Source organism: Pantoea sp. X-Soil-ISGK-275 (assembly GCF_059730795.1).
In genome coordinates, this window is record NZ_AP035976.1 from 895,667 (window position 1) to 914,862 (window position 19,196).

Consider the following 19,196-nt stretch of genomic DNA (forward strand, 5'->3'; position numbering starts at 1 on the left):
GGGCCATTCCCACCATTTTTATCAGCGCATTCTGTTTCAGGACTTGACCCTCCCGCAGGGTAAAGGTTTACGCTGTGCCCTTATTCACGACAAGGATAAGAATATGCAACGTCGTCATTTTCTAAAGTTGACTGCCGCACTCAGCGCCGCCGGTGCGCTGCCGCTATGGAGCCGCTCACTAATGGCCGCCACGCGCCCATTATTGCCGATTCCCTCTATTTTGCAGCCTGATGCACGCGGGCAATACACCTTAACCGCCATGACCGGCAGCAGCCAATGGAATGGCAAAGCGGTGCCAACCTGGGGATACAACGGTGGCTTGCTCGGGCCTGCGCTGCGTCTGCAACGTGAAAAAGCGGTTACGGTGAATATCCATAATCAGCTGCCAGAAGCCACCACCTTGCACTGGCATGGGCTGGAAATTCCCGGCGACGTCGATGGCGGCCCGCAAGGGATTATTGCACCCGGTGCAACGCGTCAGGTGAGTTTCACCCCTGATCAACCCGCCGCGACCTGCTGGTTCCATCCGCATCTACACGGTAAAACCGGTTATCAGGTGGCGCAAGGTCTGGCCGGTTTGGTGCTGCTGGAGGATGAAGCGTCCGGCAAATTGCGTCTGCCAATGCAATGGGGCGAAGATGATGTGCCGCTGATTTTCCAGGATAAGCAGTTGAATAAAGCGGGAACGCAACTCGATTATCAGCTCGATATCATGCGTGCCGCCGTCGGCTGGTTCGGCGATATGATGCTGACCAACGGCGTGCAATATCCGCAGCATGCGGTGCCGCGCGGCTGGCTGCGTCTCCGTTTACTCAATGGTTGTAACGCGCGTTCGCTGCATATCGCCACCAGCGATCAACGTCCGCTGTATGTGATCGGCAGCGACGGCGGTTTGCTGGCCGAACCGGTGAAAGTGGAGAGCTTGCCGCTGCTGCCGGGCGAGCGTTTTGAAGTGCTGGTGGATACGTCAGATGGCAAAGCCTTTGACGTGGTGACGTTGCCAGTCACGCAAATGGGCATGACGCTGGCACCGTTCGATCAACCGCTGCCGCTGGTCAACATTCTGCCGCTGCGCGTGCTGGCCAGCGGCACGTTGCCGGACAAGCTGGTGGATCTGCCACCGATTCCTGCCACCGAAGGTCTGCAAAGCCGCTGGCTGCAGCTGATGATGGATCCGCAGCTTGATCAGCAAGGCATGCAGGCGTTGATGGATCGCTACGGCGATAAAGCCATGGGTGAGATGAAAATGGATCATGGCAATATGGATATGAGTCACAGCGCCAAGCCGATGGATCATGGCGACATGGCGATGGATCACGGCAGCCACGGTAAAACCGCCGCCTACGATTTCCACAACGGCAACAAGATCAACGGTCAGGCATTTAACATGACCAAGCCGATGTTCAATGTCGAATTGGGCAAGCTGGAGAAGTGGACGATTTCCGGTGAAGGCGATCACATGCTGCATCCGTTCCACATTCACGGCACGCAGTTCCGCATCCTGTCAGAAAACGGCAAGCCGCCAGCGCCGCATCGCGCCGGCTGGAAAGACATGGTTAGCGTTAACGGTTGGCGCAGCGAAGTGCTGGTGCGCTTCAACTATGTCGCTAACGCCGACAATGCCTACATGGCGCATTGTCATCTGCTGGAACATGAAGATACCGGCATGATGCTCGGTTTTAGCGTCAGTTAACCGAGGCTTCCAGCGCCAGGCGCATATCCTCAATCAAGTCGTCAGGATGTTCGATACCAATCGACAAGCGCACGGTCGCGTCGGTGATGCCAATGCGTTGCCGCACATCCTGCGGCACGCCCGAATGGGTGGTGCTGGCAGGATGGCTGGCGAGCGATTCGGTGCCGCCGAGGCTCACCGCCAGCTTGAACAGTTCCAGCGCATTGAGGAAACGGAACGCCGCCGCTTGCCCGCCACGAATATCAAACGAGAAGGTTGAGCCCGCGCCGCTGCACTGGCGCTGATACGTTTTGCCCGCCGGACTTTCAGCCGCCAGATACGGCAGCCAATGCAGTTTTTCCACCTGCGGATGATCGCGTAAAAACGCCGCCACTTTTTCGGCATTGCTGGTGGCTTTCTCCATGCGCAGCGACAGCGTTTCCAGCGAGCGACCAATCATCCAGCTGGAGTGCGGATCCAGTTGCGTGCCGATGGCGCTGCGCAGCGAACGCACTTTGCCGACCAGCGCTTTGCTCCCCAGTACCGCACCGGCAATCAGATCCGAATGGCCGCCGACATATTTGGTCAGTGAATAGAGCGACAAATCCGCGCCATGCTGCAACGGACGTTGAAACAGCGGGCCGAGCAACGTGTTATCGCAGGCGAGAATCGGCCGCGATCCTTGCTGCTGCGCAATCACATCCGCTACCTGCTGCATCAACTGAATATCCACCAAACTGTTGGTCGGATTGGCGGGCGTCTCAATCAGAATCAGCGCCACGCGTCCGCGCTGCCACGCCAGTTTCGCCGCTTCATGCACTTTATCTTCGTCGGTGCCATCGCTGAATCCCACTGCTTTGATCTCTAAATCGTGCAGCGTTTTGCTCAACAGCGTTTCGGTGCCGCCATACAGCGGCTGGGAATGCAGAATCACTTCACCCGGACGCGCAAATGTCAGCAGCGTGGTGGCAATGGCCGACATGCCGGAAGAGAACAGCGCCGCGCTTTCCGCGCCTTCGTACACCGCCAGCCGATCCTCCACGATTTCGCTGTTGGGATGGTTGAAGCGCGAGTAGACCAGCCCGCCAGTTTTGCCTTCTGGCGGTTGTTTGCGTCCGGCGACGAAATCGAAAAAGTCCTGTCCCTCTTCGGCGCTGTTAAACACAAAGGTGGAGGTGAGAAATACCGGTGGTTTCACCGCGCCTTCCGATAACTGCGGATCGTAACCGTAATTCAGCATCTGCGTTTCCGGGTGCAACGCGCGCGTACCAATCGTGGTTTTTTTACTGGATGAAGCGGTCATAGGAACTCCAGAACTCGGCGGTGAAAGGGCGGACAGGTTCCTACAGTTAACGCCAGTGCGATAAATTTCGCCACGGAATCGTTTGCGTTCTGTGCGCGGCGTTAGACGCTGGCTCGACTATGATAGACTTCGTGGCTTTCCAAAAACCGTAACTGGACGCATGCAATGAAACATACCGTCGACGTGATGATCTCCGAGCAAGAGATCGCAACCCGAATTGCCGAACTGGGCAAGCAGATTAACGAGCACTACCGCGACAGCGGCAGCGAAATGGTGCTGGTGGGTTTGCTGCGCGGCTCCTTTATGTTTATGGCCGATCTGTGCCGCGCCATCGAGGTGCCGCATGAAGTCGACTTTATGACTGCGTCAAGCTACGGCAGCGGTATGTCGAGCAGCCGCGATGTGAAAATCCTCAAAGATCTCGATGAAGATATTCGTGGCAAAGATGTGCTGATCGTGGAAGACATCATCGATTCCGGCAACACGCTGAGCAAAGTGCGTGAGATTCTGCGCCTGCGCGAGCCAAAGTCACTGGCGATTTGTACTTTGCTGGATAAGCCCGAGCGCCGCGAAGTGGACGTCACCGTCGAATACGTGGGCTTCACCATTCCCGATGAGTTCGTGGTGGGCTTTGGTATTGATTACGCTCAGCGCTATCGCCATCTGCCGTATATCGGCAAAGTTATCCCGACCGGTGAATAACCGCACAATCGTCCAAGGCTAATCTCCCCCGCCTGCGATACACTGCGCAGCCCGTGAGTCAACGACTTAGGGGCTGGCTTCACTCTCTGCTAAACTCCATTGATTTCTTAATGTTAATGACCGCGACATCGTTCGTGCGCATTACCATTTTCATAGGCCTTTGATGTCTCTACAACAAGGTATGGATTCGCAATGACATATGCACTGGAAATTTCCGGGCTGACCAAAACCTATCCCGGCGGCGTTCAGGCGCTGAAAGGACTCGATCTCAACGTGGAAGCCGGCGATTTTTACGCTCTGCTGGGGCCAAACGGCGCCGGAAAATCCACCACCATCGGTATTATCAGCTCGTTAGTGAATAAAACCGGCGGTAGCGTGCGCGTGTTTGGCTATGACCTGCAAAAAGACGTGGTCAACGCCAAGCGTCAGCTCGGGCTGGTGCCGCAGGAGTTCAACTTCAACCCGTTTGAAACCGTGATGCAGATTGTGGTCAATCAGGCCGGTTACTACGGCGTTGAACGTGCCGAAGCCAATAAACGCGCGGAAAAATACCTCAATCAGCTCGATCTGTGGGGCAAACGCAACGAACGTGCGCGCATGCTTTCGGGCGGTATGAAGCGTCGTCTGATGATCGCGCGTGCGCTGATGCATGAGCCGAAGCTGCTGATCCTCGACGAACCGACCGCGGGCGTGGATATCGAACTGCGCCGTTCGATGTGGAGTTTCCTGAAAGAGCTGAATATCAAAGGCACCACCATCATCCTCACCACGCACTATCTGGAAGAGGCGGAGATGCTGTGCCGCAACATTGGCATTATTCAGAGCGGCGAGCTGGTGGAAAACACCTCAATGAAGGGATTGCTCTCTAAGCTGCAATCCGAAACCTTTATTCTTGATCTGGCACCGCGCAGCCCGCTGCCGCAGCTGGAGGGCTTCCAGTATCGTCTGGTCGATACCTCTACGCTGGAAGTGGAAGTGATGCGCGAGCAAGGTCTCAACAGCGTGTTCAGCCAGCTGAGCGCGCAGGGCGTGCAGGTGCTGAGCATGCGCAATAAAGCGAACCGCCTTGAGGAGCTGTTCGTCAGCCTGACACAGGGAAAAACAGGAGTGAAAGCATGACGCACTTGTATTGGGTGGCGCTCAAGAGCATCTGGAGCAAAGAGATTAACCGCTTCGCCCGGATCTGGATTCAGACGCTGGTGCCGCCGGTGATCACCATGACGCTCTACTTCATCATCTTCGGCAACCTGATTGGTTCACGCATCGGCGATATGCACGGTTTCAGCTACATGCAGTTTATCGTGCCGGGCCTGATCATGATGGCGGTGATCACCAACGCTTACGCCAACGTGGCGTCATCGTTCTTTAGCGCCAAGTTCCAGCGCAACATCGAAGAGCTGCTGGTGGCGCCGGTACCAACCCACATCATCATCGCCGGTTATGTCGGCGGCGGCGTGGCGCGCGGCGTGTGCGTGGGGATTTTGGTGACCGCGATTTCGCTGTTCTTCGTGCCGTTCCACGTGCATTCGTGGTCGATGGTAGCGGTGACGCTGCTGCTGACGGCGATTCTGTTCTCGCTGGCGGGCCTGCTGAATGCGGTATTTGCGCGCACTTTTGACGATATCAGCCTGATTCCGACCTTCGTGCTGACGCCGTTAACCTACCTCGGCGGCGTGTTCTATTCGCTGACGTTGCTGCCACCGTTCTGGCAAGCGGTGTCGAAGCTGAATCCGGTGGTGTATATGATCAGCGGCTTCCGTTACGGTTTCCTCGGCATTAACGATGTGCCGTTGGTGTTTACCCTGTCGGTGCTGATCGCCTTTATCGTGGTGTTTTATGTGTTGGTGTATTCGTTGATTCAGCGTGGCAGAGGATTGCGGACGTAAAAAAACAAGGGCGCGGTATAAAAACCGCGCCCTTGTTATATCAGGCGACCTGAACCGGTAACGCTTTGGCGAGGCGCTTCATTTCGTTATCGCCTTCAAAGTAGGCGACTTTCGGCTGCCAGCTGCGCGCGACTTCATCTTCTACCTGCACGTAAGAGCAGATGATCATGATATCGCCGGCGCAGGCGCAACGCGCGGCGGCACCGTTGACTGAGATAATCTTCGAGCCACGTTCAGCGGCAATCGCGTAGGTGGAAAAACGCTGACCGTTGGTGACGTTGTAGATGTCGATGGCTTCGTATTGCAGAATGCCAGAGGCGTCGAGGAAATCCTGGTCAATGGCGCAGGAACCTTCGTAATGCAAATCTGCCTGAGTGACTTTAACGCGATGCAGTTTGCCTTGAAGTACGGTGCGAATCATAACTGTCTAACCTTGTTAAGCTGCCAATAAACGACGGAAAACTACTCCGTCAGATCCACTTGCTGATTATCAATCAGACGCGCATTACCAAGCCATGCGGCCATCAGAATCACCGCGCGCTGGCTGTCCACGTTGAGCGCTTGTAAGGTTTCGGCATCGCAAATCGCCAGTCCATCCGGACGGAAACCCTTCTCACGCAACGCCACTTCCGCGTGCTCAATAATTTCTTCGACATGGCGCTCGCCGTTGCTCAGACGTTCGGCCATGCTGTTCATCACCTGGCTGAGACCGGCGGCGATGTTACGCTCGTCGGCGGTGAGATAGCCATTGCGCGAACTCAGCGCCAGGCCATCTTTCGCGCGCACCGTTGGCACGCCCACAATCTCGATATCGAAGCCCATATCCGCCACCATCTTGCGGATGATTGCCAGCTGCTGAAAATCCTTCTCGCCAAAGCAGGCGATGTCAGGCTGCACCAGATTAAACAGTTTGCTGACGATGGTAGAGACGCCACGGAAATGTCCTGGACGGCTGGCCCCTTCCAGCAGCGATGATAAACCCGGCACTTCCACGAAGGTTTGGCTATCAAGGCCTTTTGGATAGACATCCGCGGGCGCGGGGGCGAACACCAGATCCACGCTATGACGATTCAGCTTCTCACAATCGTCCTGCAGCGTGCGCGGATAGCGCGCCAGATCGTCGGGACGATCAAACTGCATCGGGTTAACGAAAATCGAGACCACCACAACGTCGGCGCGCTCGCGCGCTTCATCGACCAACGTCAGATGACCGTCGTGCAGGTTGCCCATGGTGGGCACCAGCGCGATACGTTTGCCTGCCTGACGCCAGCGACGAATTTCACGACGCAGCATCGGCAGTGTTTCAATGATCAGCACTGCAAATCTCCTGATTTACTGGAAACTGTGTTCAGCGGCAGGGTAGCGGCCCGCTTCAACGTCGGCGATATATTGGCGAATCGCCGCGCGAATGTCGCCGGTTTCAGCGAGGAAATTTTTGGCAAATTTGGGAATGTGGCCGCCGGTAATGCCAAAGGCGTCGTGCATCACAAGAATCTGACCGTCAGTGACGTTGCCCGCACCGATGCCGATCACCGGCACCGACAGCGCTTTGGTGACGCGCTCCGCCAGCGCCACCGGCACGCACTCCAGCACCAGCAGCTGCATACCGGCGGCTTCCAGCGCTAGCGCATCGGCCAGCAGACGTTCAGCGGCAGCTTCATCGCGGCCCTGCACTTTATAGCCACCGAAGATGTTCACCGATTGCGGCGTCAGGCCTAAGTGGCCGCACACTGGCACGGCGCGCTCGGTGAGCATATGCACGGTTTCCGCCAGCCACTCGCCACCTTCCAGCTTCACCATATTGGCGCCCGCGCGCATCAGCTGTGCGGCGTTAGTGAACGTCTGTTCCGGCGTGGCGTAACTCATAAACGGCAGATCGGCCATCAGCAGCGCCAGCGGCGCGCCACGGCGCACGGCGGCGGTGTGATAGGCGATATCGTCCACGGTGACCGGCAAGGTCGATTCGTGGCCCTGCACGGTCATGCCGAGCGAATCACCAATCAGCATCACCTGAATGCCTTCATCGGCAAACAGGCGGGCAAAACTGAAGTCGTACGCCGTCAGCGTGGCAAATTTGCGGCCGCTGGTTTTGAGTTGGCGTAAATGGGAGAGGGTTGTTGGTTTCATCACACGCTCCAGAGTTTTCTGATGCGCGCAGTGTACTACGGCTTACTCAGACCACAAACGGATAGCGCTGCGATTAAGCCGGGCGAGAATGGCGGACAAGGCTTGCCCGTTCGGCAGCGACAATTGCGGGGCAATCTCCAGCAGCGGCACCAGCATAAAGGCGCGATTGTGCATGTCGTAATGCGGCACGGTCAGACGCGGCGTGGAAATGGTTTCGCTGCCAAACAGCATGATATCGAGATCCAGCGTGCGCGGTCCCCAGCGTTCGGCTTTGCGCACGCGACCGTGCTCCAGCTCAATGCGCTGGGTATGATCGAGCAGCGCATCGGCCTCCAGTGCAGTTTCCAGCGCCACCACCGCATTAAGGTAATCGGGTTGATCCGGCGGACCGTACGGCGGTGTGCGATACAGCGATGACGTGGCGATGCGCGAAGTGTGCGGAATGGCGTCTAGCGCGGCCAACGCTGCATCAACCTGATGCAGCGGATCGGCCAGATTACTGCCTAAAGCGAGGTAAACGCGGGTCATTGCGGGCTGTTAGTGCGCGGCCCGGTTGGACGGCGACGCGGACGGCGCGGTTTGCGGCGCGGTGCCGGATCGTCGCCCAGCGTGGTCATCATGGTTTTCTGCTGCACCGGTGCCGCCGCCTGGAACTCGCCCCACCAATGCGTCAGCTTTTGCAGCTCAGGATTGTTTTCCACGTCGGCACGCAGCGCCATCAAATCGTAAGCGGCACGGAACTTAGGATGCTCCATCAGCTTCCACGCACGCTTGCCGTGACGACGCGACATGCGCAGCTGCAGCTGCCAGATATCACGAATCAGCGTTGTGATACGTTTTGGAATCGCCAGCGCGCGGCAGGCTTCGTCCAGCGTTTCGTTCATCGACAGGGCGAAAGCATCGTAATAGGTCAGGCCGCTTTCCTGCGCAATGCGTTCGGCGGATTCCAGCTGCGGATACCAGAACATCGCGGCAAACAGGAAGGCCGGATTGACGCGCATATCATTCTGAATGCGGGTGTCGGTATTTTTCAGTACCTGCGCCACCATACGTTCCATCAGGCTGTCGCTTTCGGCGGTGAAACCGCGCGTCAGCGTTGGGAACAGCGGCTGGAACAGCTGATATTCACGCATCATCTGATAGGTGCGGTAGCCGTAACCGGCCTGCAGCAGCTTGAGCGACTCTTCAAACATACGCGCTGGCGGAATGTCATTCAGCAGCGTCGCCAGACGCGGGATTGGCTCGGCAGTTTCAGCCGCGATACGCATCTGCAGCTTGGCGGCGAAGCGCACCACGCGCAGCATCCGCACCGGATCTTCGCGATAGCGGGTTTCCGGATCGCCAATCATGCGAATGATGCCTTCGTGCAGATCGTGCAAGCCACCGACGTAATCACGTACGGTGAAATCGGCCACGCTGTAATAGAGGCTGTTAATGGTGAGATCGCGGCGCTGGGCATCGTCTTCAATGCTGCCGAAAATGTTGTCACGCAGCAGCATGCCGTTTTGGCCGCGCTGCGAGCTGTTGCGATCTTCTTCGCTCTCTTCATGATGATGGCCACGGAAGGTGGCGACTTCGATCACTTCCGGACCGAACATCACATGCGCCAGACGAAAACGACGACCCACCAAACGGCAGTTGCGGAACAGCTTACGCATCTGTTCAGGCGTGGCGTTGGTGGTGATATCAAAGTCTTTCGGCTTGCTGCCGAGCAGCAAATCGCGCACGCCGCCGCCCACCAGGTAGGCTTCGAATCCGGCTTTGTTCAGGCGATAGAGCACTTTGAGGGCGTTTTCGCTGATATCTTTGCGTGAGATGTTGTGGCTTTCTCGTGGAATGACAGTCATCTGACCAGGACTTTCAGCTTCCACCTCTTCAGGCGCCTCCTCATCACGCTTGAGGACTCTCCGGCAAAAATTAGCGACTCGGGTAAAAATGGGACACCTCGACAGTGAGAAAAAGGGTGTTAATAAAATCAGCGGCTAATCATAGCCTGTTGAGAACCATTTAGGAATGGTGATGTCGTTTCATCCTCTTTGAGACCGTTCTGCAACGGAATCAGGCGGATATTCCACTGCGCCACCGCCTGTTTCAACAGGCTTTCCAGCGATTCATCCTGCCAGCCTGGTGAAACCGGCTGGCCAAGAAAGCGCAAGGCTTGCACCAATAGCGGCCGCGCATCACCATCGGGCAGCGCCGGCGCATGATTCTGCTTGGAAAGCTTATGGCCATCGCGATTGACCGCCAGCGGCAAATGCAGATAATCCGGCACTGGCCAGGCAAACTGCTGATACAAGGCAATCTGGCGTACCGTTGGCTCAATCAAATCCGCGCCGCGCACGATCTCCGTCACGCCCTGAAAATGGTCATCGACCACCACCGCGAGGTTGTAGGCAAACAGCCCATCACGGCGATGGATAATAAAATCTTCCTGCGCCAGCTGCGGTTCGGCCTGCAAATGGCCGCGCAGGCGATCGTTAAAGCCGTTAACCGGCGCATGTTGACGCAGGCGCAGCGCGGCGTTGTCAGGCGGCAACTGCAAATCGCGGCAGTGACCATCATAAAAGCCGCCCAACTGCTGGATGCGGCTGCGCGTGCAGGTGCAGAAGTAACTTTGACGATGCGTTTGCAGCCAGCTCAGCGCGGCGCGATAGGCGTCGTGGCGCTGTGACTGCCACAAAACCTCGCCATCCCAATGCAGACCATAATGTTCCAGCTGCTGCAAAATACGCGTTGCGGCACCGGGAACTTCACGTGGGGGATCGATATCTTCAATGCGCACCAGCCAGCGTCCCTGTTGCGCGCGCGCGCTCAGGTAACTGCCTAATGCAGCAATCAGCGAACCAAAATGGAGGTCACCCGAAGGAGAGGGGGCGAAACGCCCAATGCAGAGTGAAGGATTCATAACGAAGTGTACCGCACGTCGGGAAAACAGGGATTTTCCCGGCTGTGCGGTAGCAATTTGCTCACGGCCATTAGCCAGCCATCTGCTTCTCGCGGATTTCTGCCAGCGTTTTGCAGTCAATGCAGAGATCGGCAGTCGGACGCGCTTCAAGGCGGCGAATACCAATTTCTACACCGCAGGAGTCGCAGTAACCGAAATCGTCGTCATCCACTTTCTTGAGCGTTTTCTCAATCTTTTTAATGAGTTTGCGCTCACGATCGCGGTTACGCAATTCCAGGCTGAACTCTTCTTCCTGCGCGGCACGGTCGACCGGATCCGGGAAGTTAGCAGCTTCGTCCTGCATATGTGACACAGTGCGATCTACTTCATCCCGAAGTTGGTTGCGCCAGGCTTCCAGAATTTTACGGAAATGGCCTAGCTGGGCGTCGTTCATATACTCTTCGCCCGGTTTCACCTGATAAGGCTCAACTCCAGCGATGGCGAGGATACTCAGGGACGATGTTTTACGGTTTTGCCCTTCTTGCATGTTGTTTCTCCTGGATAACACGCACTTCCCTAAATACGTCAAGTTGCATGTGCGTTGACTGTGTGCCTACAACCCGAACGATTTAGGGCTTATCGATTCCCATAAAGGGAAAAAAACAGGCCGCTATAAATAGCAGAAGCAATCAAGGTTGGCAATTATTCCTGACCACTACTTGACAAGCCTCTGAACAATCGCGTATTCAGCGCCTCGCCCAGAACATTCCTATCACACCAAATTGCTATAAATATTACAACGCTACGTTAATCGGATGCGTCAGTAATATCTTTAACGGTGAAATTTGAGCTTGATACGCCAAAACTTCCACACCACAACGCTGCGCCTGTTCCAGTAGTTCTGCGTAGTGCACGTCGATATGGCGTGCCGGGGAAACGTCCTCAATCCCCGTATGCAAAACTGCGAACAACAAAACGGCTCGATGACCTTCTGCCACGATAGAGCTCAATTCGCGCAGATGTTTCTGTCCACGAGCCGTCACCGCATCCGGAAAATAGCCTTTACCTGCTTGTAAAAGGGTGACGGACTTGACTTCAATATAGCAGTTCGATCGGCCATCCGCTTGCAGCAGGAAATCAATTCGGCTTTTTTCCGTGCCGTATTTCACTTCAGGCTGGCAGCGGCTGTAAGCGGATAATTCCGGAATGGTATCGAGCGTCAGCGCTTCGCGCACCAGCTGATTAGCGCGCAGCGTATTGACGCAGATCCAGTGGCCTTGCTGGGTCTCGGTGAGCTCCCAACTGTGCGGATATTTTCGCGTGGCACTGTTGGAGGTTGAATACCACACGGTATCGCCCGGCGTGGCGCAGCCGGTCATCGCGCCGGTATTGGCGCAGTGAAGGGTCAGCGTTTCACCTTCTGGCGTAACCACATCGGCTAAAAAGCGTTTGTAACGGGCGATCAAGCGGGCGGGTTTGAGTGGCGGATCGAACTCCATTTACTCTCCTGGGGATGATAGTAGCGGCCAGCGGGCCAGCGCCTGATAACGCGTGCGGCCACGCGTGACGTTCGAAGCGAACAGCGCAAAATGGCGGATATCGGCGCGCCAGTGAAAGCCGCGCGGCGGTAGCGCGATCTGCGGTGCTGCGTGGCGCAACAGCGTGACGTGCGGATGAAACGGCTGCGGGCTCTGCGCGCAGCCATGCCGCGCCGCTTGCGCACGCAGCAGGCTGGCGAGTTGCAGTAATCCGCGCGGCGCACGCTGGCAGCCGAGCCACACCACGCCGGGACGCGGCCAGTGGCCGGCATCATCCAAATCGAGGGGAAAACCCGGCTGTTCGATGCGTGAGGCCAGCAGTTGCAGCTTACGTGAGGTCTCATCGCTGACCTCGCCGAGAAACGCCAGCGTCAGGTGCAGGTTGGCCGCCGCCACCGGTTTCCCGGCTTCGGCAGCAAAATTATCCGCGCGCCACTGTACCAGCTGTTGCTGGAGCGGAGCGGGCAGTTCAAGAGCAAAAAACAGACGTTGCGTTGCCAGTTTGGCCTCCGGTAATCCGCGCCTCAGAGTGCTACAATGCGCGCCATCTTAGCACAGGCATTTTGGGAGTTGAGTTTGAGTGAGTTACCGGTAATCGAGGTGCTGCCTGCGTTGCTGGCCGCGCTGGCGCAGTCGCCGCAGGTGTTGCTGGCGGCGCCGACCGGCGCAGGTAAATCCACCTGGCTGCCGTTACAGCTGCTAAAACACGCCCAATTGTCCGGCCGCATCATCATGCTGGAGCCGCGTCGACTGGCGGCGCGCAACGTGGCGCAGCGTCTGGCGGAACTGCTTGGCGAGCAGCCGGGCGGCACCGTTGGCTATCGCATGCGCGGTGAAAACTGCTGCGGTGCCAACACGCGCCTCGAAGTGGTGACAGAAGGCATTTTGACGCGCATGTTGCAGCGCGATCCAATGCTGGAAGGCGTCTCGCTGGTGATCCTCGATGAATTCCACGAACGCAGCCTGCAGGCCGATCTTGCGCTGGCGCTGCTGCTCGATGTGCAGCAAGGATTGCGCGACGATCTAAAAATCCTGCTGATGTCGGCCACGCTCGACAACCAGCGTTTGCGTCAGCTGCTGCCGGATGCGCCTTTTATCATCTCAGAAGGACGCAGCTTCCCTGTCACGCGCCGCTATGTTTCGCTCAACAACCAGCAACGTTTTGAGGAAGCGGTAGCACGCGAGGTGGCACAACTGCTGCGCGACGAGTCAGGATCGCTGCTGCTGTTCCTGCCGGGCGTAGCAGAAATCGAAAGAGTGAAGCGCGAGCTGGAAGCGCGGGTCGGTGACGAGGTGGATCTCTCTCCTTTATATGGCGCGCTGTCGCTGGAAGTGCAACGCCGTGCCATCCTGCCGTCTCCGGCGGGGCGCCGCAAAGTGGTGCTGGCGACCAACATCGCCGAAACCAGTTTGACCATCGAAGGTATCCGATTAGTGGTCGATAGTGCGCTGGAGCGCTCGGCGCAGTTTGACGTGCGCAGCGGCGTGACGCGGCTGCAAACGCAGCGCATCAGCCAGGCATCAATGACCCAGCGTGCCGGACGTGCCGGGCGATTAGAACCGGGCATCTGCCTGCATTTGCTGCCGCAAGAGCAGGCGCTGCGCGCAGCAGCGCAGAGCGAACCGGAAATTCTCCAGAGCGATTTGACCTCGCTGCAGATCGATCTGCTGCAATGGGGTTGTCAGGATGCGACGCAGCTGACCTGGCTTGATGCGCCGCCGCCGCGCAACTTGCGTGCGGCGTGCGAGCGGTTAACGCAGCTCGGCGCGCTGGAGAATCACCAACTTAACGCACGCGGTCGCAAGATGGCGGCGCTGGGCAGCGATCCGCGCCTAAGCGCGATTCTGGTGGCCGCCGGGCAAAACAACGATGCCATCGCCAGCGCCGCGCTGTTGGTGGCGATTCTGGAAGATCCTCCACGCAGTGGCAGCGTTGATTTGCGTGATGCGCTTAATCATCCGCAGTCGCACTGGCAGCGCCGTGCGCGTCAGTGGCAGAAACGCCTCAACGCCAGTGGCGGCAGCATTAATCCCGACTTATTCCCGCAGCTGCTGGCCGCCGGTTTTGCCGATCGTCTGGCGCAGCGTCGTGGCGACAGTGCGCGTTATCAGCTGGCGAATGGCATTGGCGCGATGCTCAACGAACAAGATGGTTTGAGCCGCTATGAGTGGCTGATTGCGCCGACGCTGTTGCAGGGCGCCAGCGCCGCTGATGCGCGCATGTTGCTGGCGCTGCCGGTGGATATCGACGCGTTACGCCGCGCGTCTCCAACATTAGTTGAGCAGCGCACCGACGTGGAGTGGGACGAGGAGAAAGGCACCATGCGCGCGTGGAAGCGCGAACTCATTGGTGCGCTGGTCCTGAAAGCACAGCCGCAGGCGCGTCCGGAAGCGGAAATATTGCATCCGGCGATGCTGCGCTGGATCCGTGAAAAAGGATTGTCGGTGCTGGGCTGGAAAGAAGACGCTGAGCAGCTACGCTTGCGGGTGCATTGTGCCACGCAGTGGTTGCCGGAAGAGGCGTGGCCGCCGCTGGACGATGAGAGCCTGCTCGATACGCTTGAAAGCTGGCTGTTGCCGGAGATGATTGCGGTGCGCGATCTGAAAGGATTGCAGAGCATCAATCTTGTCAGCGCATTATTACATTTGCTGACATGGTCACAACGTCAGCGGCTGGATACTGTGCTGCCAACTCATTACACTGTGCCGACCGGAAGCCGCCTGCCGATCCGCTACGATGCCGAGAAGCCACCCGCGCTGGCGGTGCGGATTCAGGAGATGTTTGGCGAAGCACAGAATCCGGCGGTGGCCGATGGCCGCGTACCGCTGGTATTAGAGCTGCTCTCGCCCGCGCACCGTCCGTTGCAGATCACCCGCGACCTCGCGGCGTTCTGGCGCGGTGCCTATCCCGAAGTGCAGAAAGAGATGAAAGGGCGCTATCCAAAGCATCCGTGGCCGGACGATCCGGCCAACGCCTTACCCACAAGGCGGACCAAGAAATTTTCATCGTGAAACGCTGTGGATCGAATTCAGAGGGTTCTGCCATGCGCAGCACGAGAAAGCAGTTAGAGTAACGGCCGCCGCCGTAGTAATGCCTGGAGAATAAAAGCATGTCTGGGAACGATCGCGAACCTATTGGGCGCAAAGGAAAAGCGCCAAAGCCGCCGCGCAGCACTGCGCGTCGGGGTCGCCGCAGGGAACTTGATGATGATATCGATCAGGACGATTTTGATGAAGAAGATGAGGAGAGTGGACCGGTGCCACCAAAAAGTAAAAAACGTCCGCCACGCGGCAAACGTCGCTGGTTAGGCTGGTTGATTAAACTCTTCCTGGTCTTTGTGGTAGTGATGGCCGCCTGGGGCGTCTATCTCGACTCGGAAATCCGCAGCCGCATCGACGGTAAAGTGTGGCAACTGCCGGCCGCCGTTTATGGCCGCATGGTTAACCTCGAACCGGGCATGTCGTACGACAAAAAAGAGATGATTGCGCTGCTGGAAGGCACGCAGTATCGCGAAGTGTCGCGCATCACCCGTCCGGGCGAGTTTAGCGTCAAAGGCAACACCATTGACCTGCTGCGTCGTCCGTTTGATTTCCCGGACAGCAAAGAAGGGCAGATCAACGCGCGTCTGACGTTTAGCAACGATGAGCTGAGCGAGATTAAAAACCTCGATACCGGCCGTGATTTTGGCTTCTTCCGCCTCGATCCGCGCCTGATCACCATGTTGCAGTCGCCGAACGGTGAACAGCGTCTGTTCGTGCCGCGCGCCGGTTTCCCGGATCTGCTGGTTAGCACCTTGATCGCCACCGAAGACCGTCACTTCTACGAACACGACGGCATTAGCCCGTATTCGATTGGTCGAGCGTTCCTCGCCAACATCACCGCCGGTAAAGCGGTGCAGGGCGGCAGTACGCTGACGCAGCAGCTGGTGAAAAACCTGTTCCTCACCAACGAGCGTTCGCTGTGGCGTAAAGCACGTGAAGCCTATATGGCGGTGATCATGGATGCGCGCTACAGCAAAGATCGCATCCTCGAGCTGTATCTCAATGAGGTGTATCTCGGCCAGACCGGTAACGATCAGATCCGCGGCTTCCCGCTGGCGAGTCTGTATTACTTTGGTCGTCCGGTGGATGAGCTGAGCCTCGATCAGCAGGCGATGCTGGTTGGCATGGTGAAAGGCGCGTCGCTGTACAATCCGTGGCGTAATCCGAAACTGGCGCTGGAGCGACGTAACCTGGTGCTGCGTTTGTTGCAGCAGCAGAACGTCATCGATCAGGAACTGTATGACATGTTGTCGGCGCGTCCGCTGGGCGTGCAGCCTAAAGGCGGCGTGATCACGCCACAGCCGGCGTTTATGCAGATGGTGCGTAACGAGCTGCAGGCTAAGCTCGGCGACAAAATGAAAGATCTCTCTGGCGTGAAGATTTTCACCACGCTGGATGCGATCTCGCAGGATGCCGCTGAGAAAGCGGTGGTGGAAGGCATTCCTACGCTGAAAAAACAGCGGGGACTGAAAGATCTGGAAACCGCGATGGTGGTGGTTGACCGCTTCAGTGGTGAAGTGCGCGCCATGGTTGGCGGTGCCGATCCGCAGTTTGCCGGTTACAACCGCGCATTGCAGGCGCGTCGTTCGATTGGCTCGCTGGCAAAACCGGCGACCTATCTCACCGCGCTGAGTCAGCCGAACAGCTATCGCCTCAACAGCTGGATCGCCGATGAGCCGATTGCGCTGAAACAGCCGAATGGCACCATCTGGAAACCGATGAATGACGATCGTCGTTTCAGCGGCAAAGTGATGCTGGTGGATGCGTTGACCAACTCGATGAACGTGCCAACCGTCAACCTCGGTATGACGCTGGGACTGGATGCGGTGGTCGATACCTGGAACAAACTCGGCGTGCCGAAAGATCAGCTGCATCCGGTACCATCCATGCTGCTGGGTGCACTGAATCTGACGCCGATTGAAGTAGCGCAGGCGTTCCAGTCGATTGCCAGCGGCGGTAACCGCGCTGAGTTGTCGGCGGTGCGTTCAGTGATTGCCGAGGATGGCACGGTGCTGTATCAGAGCTATCCGCAGGCGCAGCGCGTCGAACCAGCGCAGGCCGCGTATCTCACGCTCTACACCATGCAGCAGGTCGCCGATCACGGTACCGCGCGTGCGCTGGGTGCGCGATATCCGAAAGCGCATCTGGCGGGCAAAACCGGTACCACCAATGACCTGATCGACAGCTGGTTCGCCGGTGTCGATGGCAAAGAAGTGGCGATTACCTGGGTTGGTCGTGATAACAACCAAACCTCGAAACTGTACGGTGCCAGCGGTGCGATGCAGCTTTATCGTCGTTATCTCGACAACCAGGCGCCGATGCCGCTGGTGCTGACGCCGCCGGAAGATATCACGCAGATGAACGTCGATTCTGCCGGTAACTTCGTTTGCGGTAGCGGCAGCAGCACATGGCGTTCGCTGCCGGTGTGGTCGCTGGATCCGAATGCGCTGTGTCAGCAGCAGCAACAGCAGGTTCAGCAGCAACAGCAGCAGTTGCAGCAGCAACAAGAGCAGCAGCAACAGCAGCAACAGCCACAGAATGAGCAGAAAGATTCTGACGGCGTCGCGGGTTGGATTAAGGATATGTTCGGCAGCAAATAACTTGCCGAAAAATACAAAGGGCGCTGCGGCGCCCTTTTTCATTGGGATAGGTGGTCAGCGGGGCTGGTTCTTGCAGTTACTTTTACGAATATCAATAACCATACCAGTGCTTTGCGTCACCAGAACTTCCAGGCTTTTTACTGCAACGTCTCGCGCATGTAACAGTGAGTCTGCCGGTTCCTCGCCAAAATTAACGGTTCTCATTGGCGTTGCGGTACGCTCAGGATTAATGCAGTTCACTTTGACCTTATCCTCAATCCACTCTTCCGCCAGCGCCTGAGTCAAATTGACTACCGCAGCTTTTGCAGAGGAGTAAAGGGCATAAAAGGCCCGTCCGCGCGTATAGGAACTGGATGTAAAATTCAATAACATGCCGGAATTACTGGTTAAGCGCTCTTTTGCCGCAATCGCCACGTTTACGGCCCCGAGATAATTAATGTTAATCAGCGCCATAACTTCATGCTGAGTCAGCGTGGAGAGCGGTTTCTTAATTAATACACCTGCAGTGTTGACGATATAATCAATATTGCCATGCTCGGCAATGATGTTATTTAAATAGTTTTTAATGCTGTCGAGCTGAGTGATATCGATATCATTATGTGAACGGCTGGCAATATGCACTTTGGCCCCGCATAGCGTGGCAACTTTCATCATCTCCAGACCAATTCCACTACCGCCACCAAAAATAACCATATGCTTATCGCGCAGGAAATCGAGACTGGCAGTATTCAATGAATGTGAGCTTTTCTCCTGCAGCAATTTCTCTGCGATATAGAGGTCAAGTGGATGGGTGATTTTGATATTGTTTTCATCTCCCTCAACGGTAATAACACGCGTTTCAGGCAGCATATTACGCAGCACGCCGCAGTCGCAGGTAAACGTAAACTTACCTATGGCCGCCGCTTTCTCATAAGCCTGGCGAATTTTCTCCAGACGAAATGCTTGAGGTGTCTGGCCACGACGCATGCTGGCACGATGAGGAATATGGGCAATGCAGCCATCATCGTGTACTTCTACTAAGGTATCTGCTGAGGGGATCACCACATCTACGGCGTCAAAGGATTCCAGGGCATCTACGCATTTGCGAATGATTGCGTCGCTAATTAATGGCCGCACGGCATCATGCAGTAAGATTTTGCATTGACCGTCATAGTCGCTAAGGGTTTTCAGTGCGGAATATGTCGAGTCAAAACGTTCTTTACCGCCGTTCACCACTTTACTCACTTTATGCCACTGATTTTTAGCCACCAGTTCCCACATAAAATCGATGTGCTCATTTTGCGAGACAATAATAATCTCATCAATGTCGACCGACGTTTCAAAACGCTCGATGGTATATTCAATCACCGCACGACCCGCCAACTTAGCAAATTGTTTCGGCTTGTCGCTGCCAAAGCGGGTGCCTGTACCGCCAGAAAGTATTATGGCTACATTTTTCATTT

The 19,196-nt window shown here is 56.8% G+C and carries 17 protein-coding genes; 6 read left to right on the forward strand and 11 right to left on the reverse strand.

Annotated elements, in window-relative coordinates; genetic code table 11:
• Window positions 1-103 precede the first annotated feature (103 nt).
• Entirely contained in the window at window positions 104-1,693 is a 1,590-nt protein-coding gene (gene cueO, locus AC6I8A_RS04010; RefSeq protein WP_497818066.1) for a multicopper oxidase CueO, read from the forward strand.
• Here cueO and AC6I8A_RS04015 read toward each other — a convergent pair.
• The gene (locus AC6I8A_RS04015; RefSeq protein WP_436332340.1) at window positions 1,686-2,975 is read right to left on the reverse strand and encodes a cystathionine gamma-synthase family protein; all 1,290 of its coding nucleotides are present in this window, start codon (window positions 2,973-2,975) and stop codon (window positions 1,686-1,688) included. The genes cueO and AC6I8A_RS04015 overlap by 8 nt on opposite strands.
• 165 nt (window positions 2,976-3,140) lie before the next feature.
• On the opposite strand from AC6I8A_RS04015, the gene hpt reads away from it, so the two are divergent.
• The 3 genes from hpt to AC6I8A_RS04030 all read left to right on the forward strand — a co-directional run bounded on the left by hpt (window position 3,141) and on the right by AC6I8A_RS04030 (window position 5,563).
• Window positions 3,141-3,677 carry a hypoxanthine phosphoribosyltransferase gene (gene hpt, locus AC6I8A_RS04020; RefSeq protein ID WP_497818067.1) on the forward strand — a complete coding sequence of 179 codons (537 nt, stop codon included), beginning with the start codon at window positions 3,141-3,143 and terminating at the stop codon, window positions 3,675-3,677.
• Window positions 3,678-3,869: 192 nt separating this feature from the next.
• Window positions 3,870-4,796 (forward strand): ABC transporter ATP-binding protein, encoded by a 927-nt coding sequence (locus tag AC6I8A_RS04025; protein WP_008108526.1) that lies wholly within the window; start codon window positions 3,870-3,872, stop codon window positions 4,794-4,796.
• Complete coding sequence (locus AC6I8A_RS04030) at window positions 4,793-5,563, forward strand: ABC transporter permease (RefSeq protein WP_256695638.1); 771 nt, start codon at window positions 4,793-4,795, stop codon at window positions 5,561-5,563. The genes AC6I8A_RS04025 and AC6I8A_RS04030 overlap by 4 nt, the downstream gene beginning before the upstream one ends.
• 40 nt (window positions 5,564-5,603) lie before the next feature.
• On the opposite strand, the gene panD is transcribed toward AC6I8A_RS04030, so the two are convergent.
• The 9 genes from panD to thpR all read right to left on the reverse strand — a co-directional run bounded on the left by panD (window position 5,604) and on the right by thpR (window position 12,613).
• Complete coding sequence (gene panD, locus AC6I8A_RS04035) at window positions 5,604-5,984, reverse strand: aspartate 1-decarboxylase (protein WP_007888760.1); 381 nt, start codon at window positions 5,982-5,984, stop codon at window positions 5,604-5,606.
• Between the two features lie 41 nt (window positions 5,985-6,025).
• The gene (gene panC, locus AC6I8A_RS04040; protein WP_256695639.1) at window positions 6,026-6,880 is read right to left on the reverse strand and encodes a pantoate--beta-alanine ligase; all 855 of its coding nucleotides are present in this window, start codon (window positions 6,878-6,880) and stop codon (window positions 6,026-6,028) included.
• Window positions 6,881-6,895: 15 nt separating this feature from the next.
• Window positions 6,896-7,690 carry a 3-methyl-2-oxobutanoate hydroxymethyltransferase gene (panB, locus tag AC6I8A_RS04045; RefSeq protein WP_497818068.1) on the reverse strand — a complete coding sequence of 265 codons (795 nt, stop codon included), beginning with the start codon at window positions 7,688-7,690 and terminating at the stop codon, window positions 6,896-6,898.
• A 42-nt stretch (window positions 7,691-7,732) separates the two neighbouring features.
• The gene (gene folK, locus AC6I8A_RS04050) at window positions 7,733-8,218 is read right to left on the reverse strand and encodes a 2-amino-4-hydroxy-6-hydroxymethyldihydropteridine diphosphokinase (protein WP_497818069.1); all 486 of its coding nucleotides are present in this window, start codon (window positions 8,216-8,218) and stop codon (window positions 7,733-7,735) included.
• Window positions 8,215-9,627 (reverse strand): polynucleotide adenylyltransferase PcnB, encoded by a 1,413-nt coding sequence (pcnB, locus tag AC6I8A_RS04055; RefSeq protein ID WP_217646662.1) that lies wholly within the window; start codon window positions 9,625-9,627, stop codon window positions 8,215-8,217. The genes folK and pcnB overlap by 4 nt, the downstream gene beginning before the upstream one ends.
• A 38-nt stretch (window positions 9,628-9,665) precedes the next feature.
• The gene (gluQRS, locus tag AC6I8A_RS04060) at window positions 9,666-10,595 is read right to left on the reverse strand and encodes a tRNA glutamyl-Q(34) synthetase GluQRS (protein ID WP_293794231.1); all 930 of its coding nucleotides are present in this window, start codon (window positions 10,593-10,595) and stop codon (window positions 9,666-9,668) included.
• A gap of 70 nt (window positions 10,596-10,665) precedes the next feature.
• Entirely contained in the window at window positions 10,666-11,121 is a 456-nt protein-coding gene (gene dksA / locus AC6I8A_RS04065) for an RNA polymerase-binding protein DksA (protein ID WP_007888770.1), read from the reverse strand.
• 247 nt (window positions 11,122-11,368) lie between these two features.
• Window positions 11,369-12,073 carry a DNA/RNA nuclease SfsA gene (sfsA, locus tag AC6I8A_RS04070; RefSeq protein ID WP_479486649.1) on the reverse strand — a complete coding sequence of 235 codons (705 nt, stop codon included), beginning with the start codon at window positions 12,071-12,073 and terminating at the stop codon, window positions 11,369-11,371.
• Window positions 12,074-12,613, reverse strand: a complete 540-nt coding sequence (gene thpR / locus AC6I8A_RS04075) for an RNA 2',3'-cyclic phosphodiesterase (RefSeq protein WP_293794295.1) — start codon at window positions 12,611-12,613, stop codon at window positions 12,074-12,076.
• Between the two features lie 36 nt (window positions 12,614-12,649).
• Between thpR and hrpB the strand changes: the two genes are divergently transcribed.
• On the forward strand, window positions 12,650-15,124 hold the full coding sequence (gene hrpB, locus AC6I8A_RS04080) for an ATP-dependent helicase HrpB (protein WP_497818070.1): 2,475 nt from the start codon (window positions 12,650-12,652) through the stop codon (window positions 15,122-15,124).
• Window positions 15,125-15,222: 98 nt separating this feature from the next.
• The gene (mrcB, locus tag AC6I8A_RS04085) at window positions 15,223-17,754 is read left to right on the forward strand and encodes a bifunctional glycosyl transferase/transpeptidase (RefSeq protein ID WP_293794228.1); all 2,532 of its coding nucleotides are present in this window, start codon (window positions 15,223-15,225) and stop codon (window positions 17,752-17,754) included.
• A gap of 54 nt (window positions 17,755-17,808) precedes the next feature.
• Here mrcB and AC6I8A_RS04090 read toward each other — a convergent pair whose 3' ends face one another.
• Window positions 17,809-19,194, reverse strand: coding sequence for a D-ribitol-5-phosphate cytidylyltransferase (locus AC6I8A_RS04090; RefSeq protein WP_497818071.1), 1,386 nt, complete (start codon window positions 19,192-19,194; stop codon window positions 17,809-17,811).
• Window positions 19,195-19,196: the final 2 nt, after the last annotated feature.

Excerpts from the sequence above, each read along its gene's own strand:
- AC6I8A_RS04015 (WP_436332340.1), bottom strand. The coding sequence starts at position 2,975 with ATGACCGCTTCATCCAGTAAAAAAACCACGATTGGTACGCGCGCGTTG.
- panB (WP_497818068.1), bottom strand. The coding sequence starts at position 7,690 with ATGAAACCAACAACCCTCTCCCATTTACGCCAACTCAAAACCAGCGGC.
- panD (WP_007888760.1), bottom strand. The coding sequence starts at position 5,984 with ATGATTCGCACCGTACTTCAAGGCAAACTGCATCGCGTTAAAGTCACT.
- gluQRS (WP_293794231.1), bottom strand. The coding sequence starts at position 10,595 with ATGAATCCTTCACTCTGCATTGGGCGTTTCGCCCCCTCTCCTTCGGGT.
- AC6I8A_RS04025 (WP_008108526.1), top strand. The coding sequence starts at position 3,870 with ATGACATATGCACTGGAAATTTCCGGGCTGACCAAAACCTATCCCGGC.
- hrpB (WP_497818070.1), top strand. The coding sequence starts at position 12,650 with ATGCGCGCCATCTTAGCACAGGCATTTTGGGAGTTGAGTTTGAGTGAG.
- sfsA (WP_479486649.1), bottom strand. The coding sequence starts at position 12,073 with ATGGAGTTCGATCCGCCACTCAAACCCGCCCGCTTGATCGCCCGTTAC.
- AC6I8A_RS04030 (WP_256695638.1), top strand. The coding sequence starts at position 4,793 with ATGACGCACTTGTATTGGGTGGCGCTCAAGAGCATCTGGAGCAAAGAG.
- cueO (WP_497818066.1), top strand. The coding sequence starts at position 104 with ATGCAACGTCGTCATTTTCTAAAGTTGACTGCCGCACTCAGCGCCGCC.
- folK (WP_497818069.1), bottom strand. The coding sequence starts at position 8,218 with ATGACCCGCGTTTACCTCGCTTTAGGCAGTAATCTGGCCGATCCGCTG.
- AC6I8A_RS04090 (WP_497818071.1), bottom strand. The coding sequence starts at position 19,194 with ATGAAAAATGTAGCCATAATACTTTCTGGCGGTACAGGCACCCGCTTT.
- mrcB (WP_293794228.1), top strand. The coding sequence starts at position 15,223 with ATGTCTGGGAACGATCGCGAACCTATTGGGCGCAAAGGAAAAGCGCCA.
- hpt (WP_497818067.1), top strand. The coding sequence starts at position 3,141 with ATGAAACATACCGTCGACGTGATGATCTCCGAGCAAGAGATCGCAACC.
- dksA (WP_007888770.1), bottom strand. The coding sequence starts at position 11,121 with ATGCAAGAAGGGCAAAACCGTAAAACATCGTCCCTGAGTATCCTCGCC.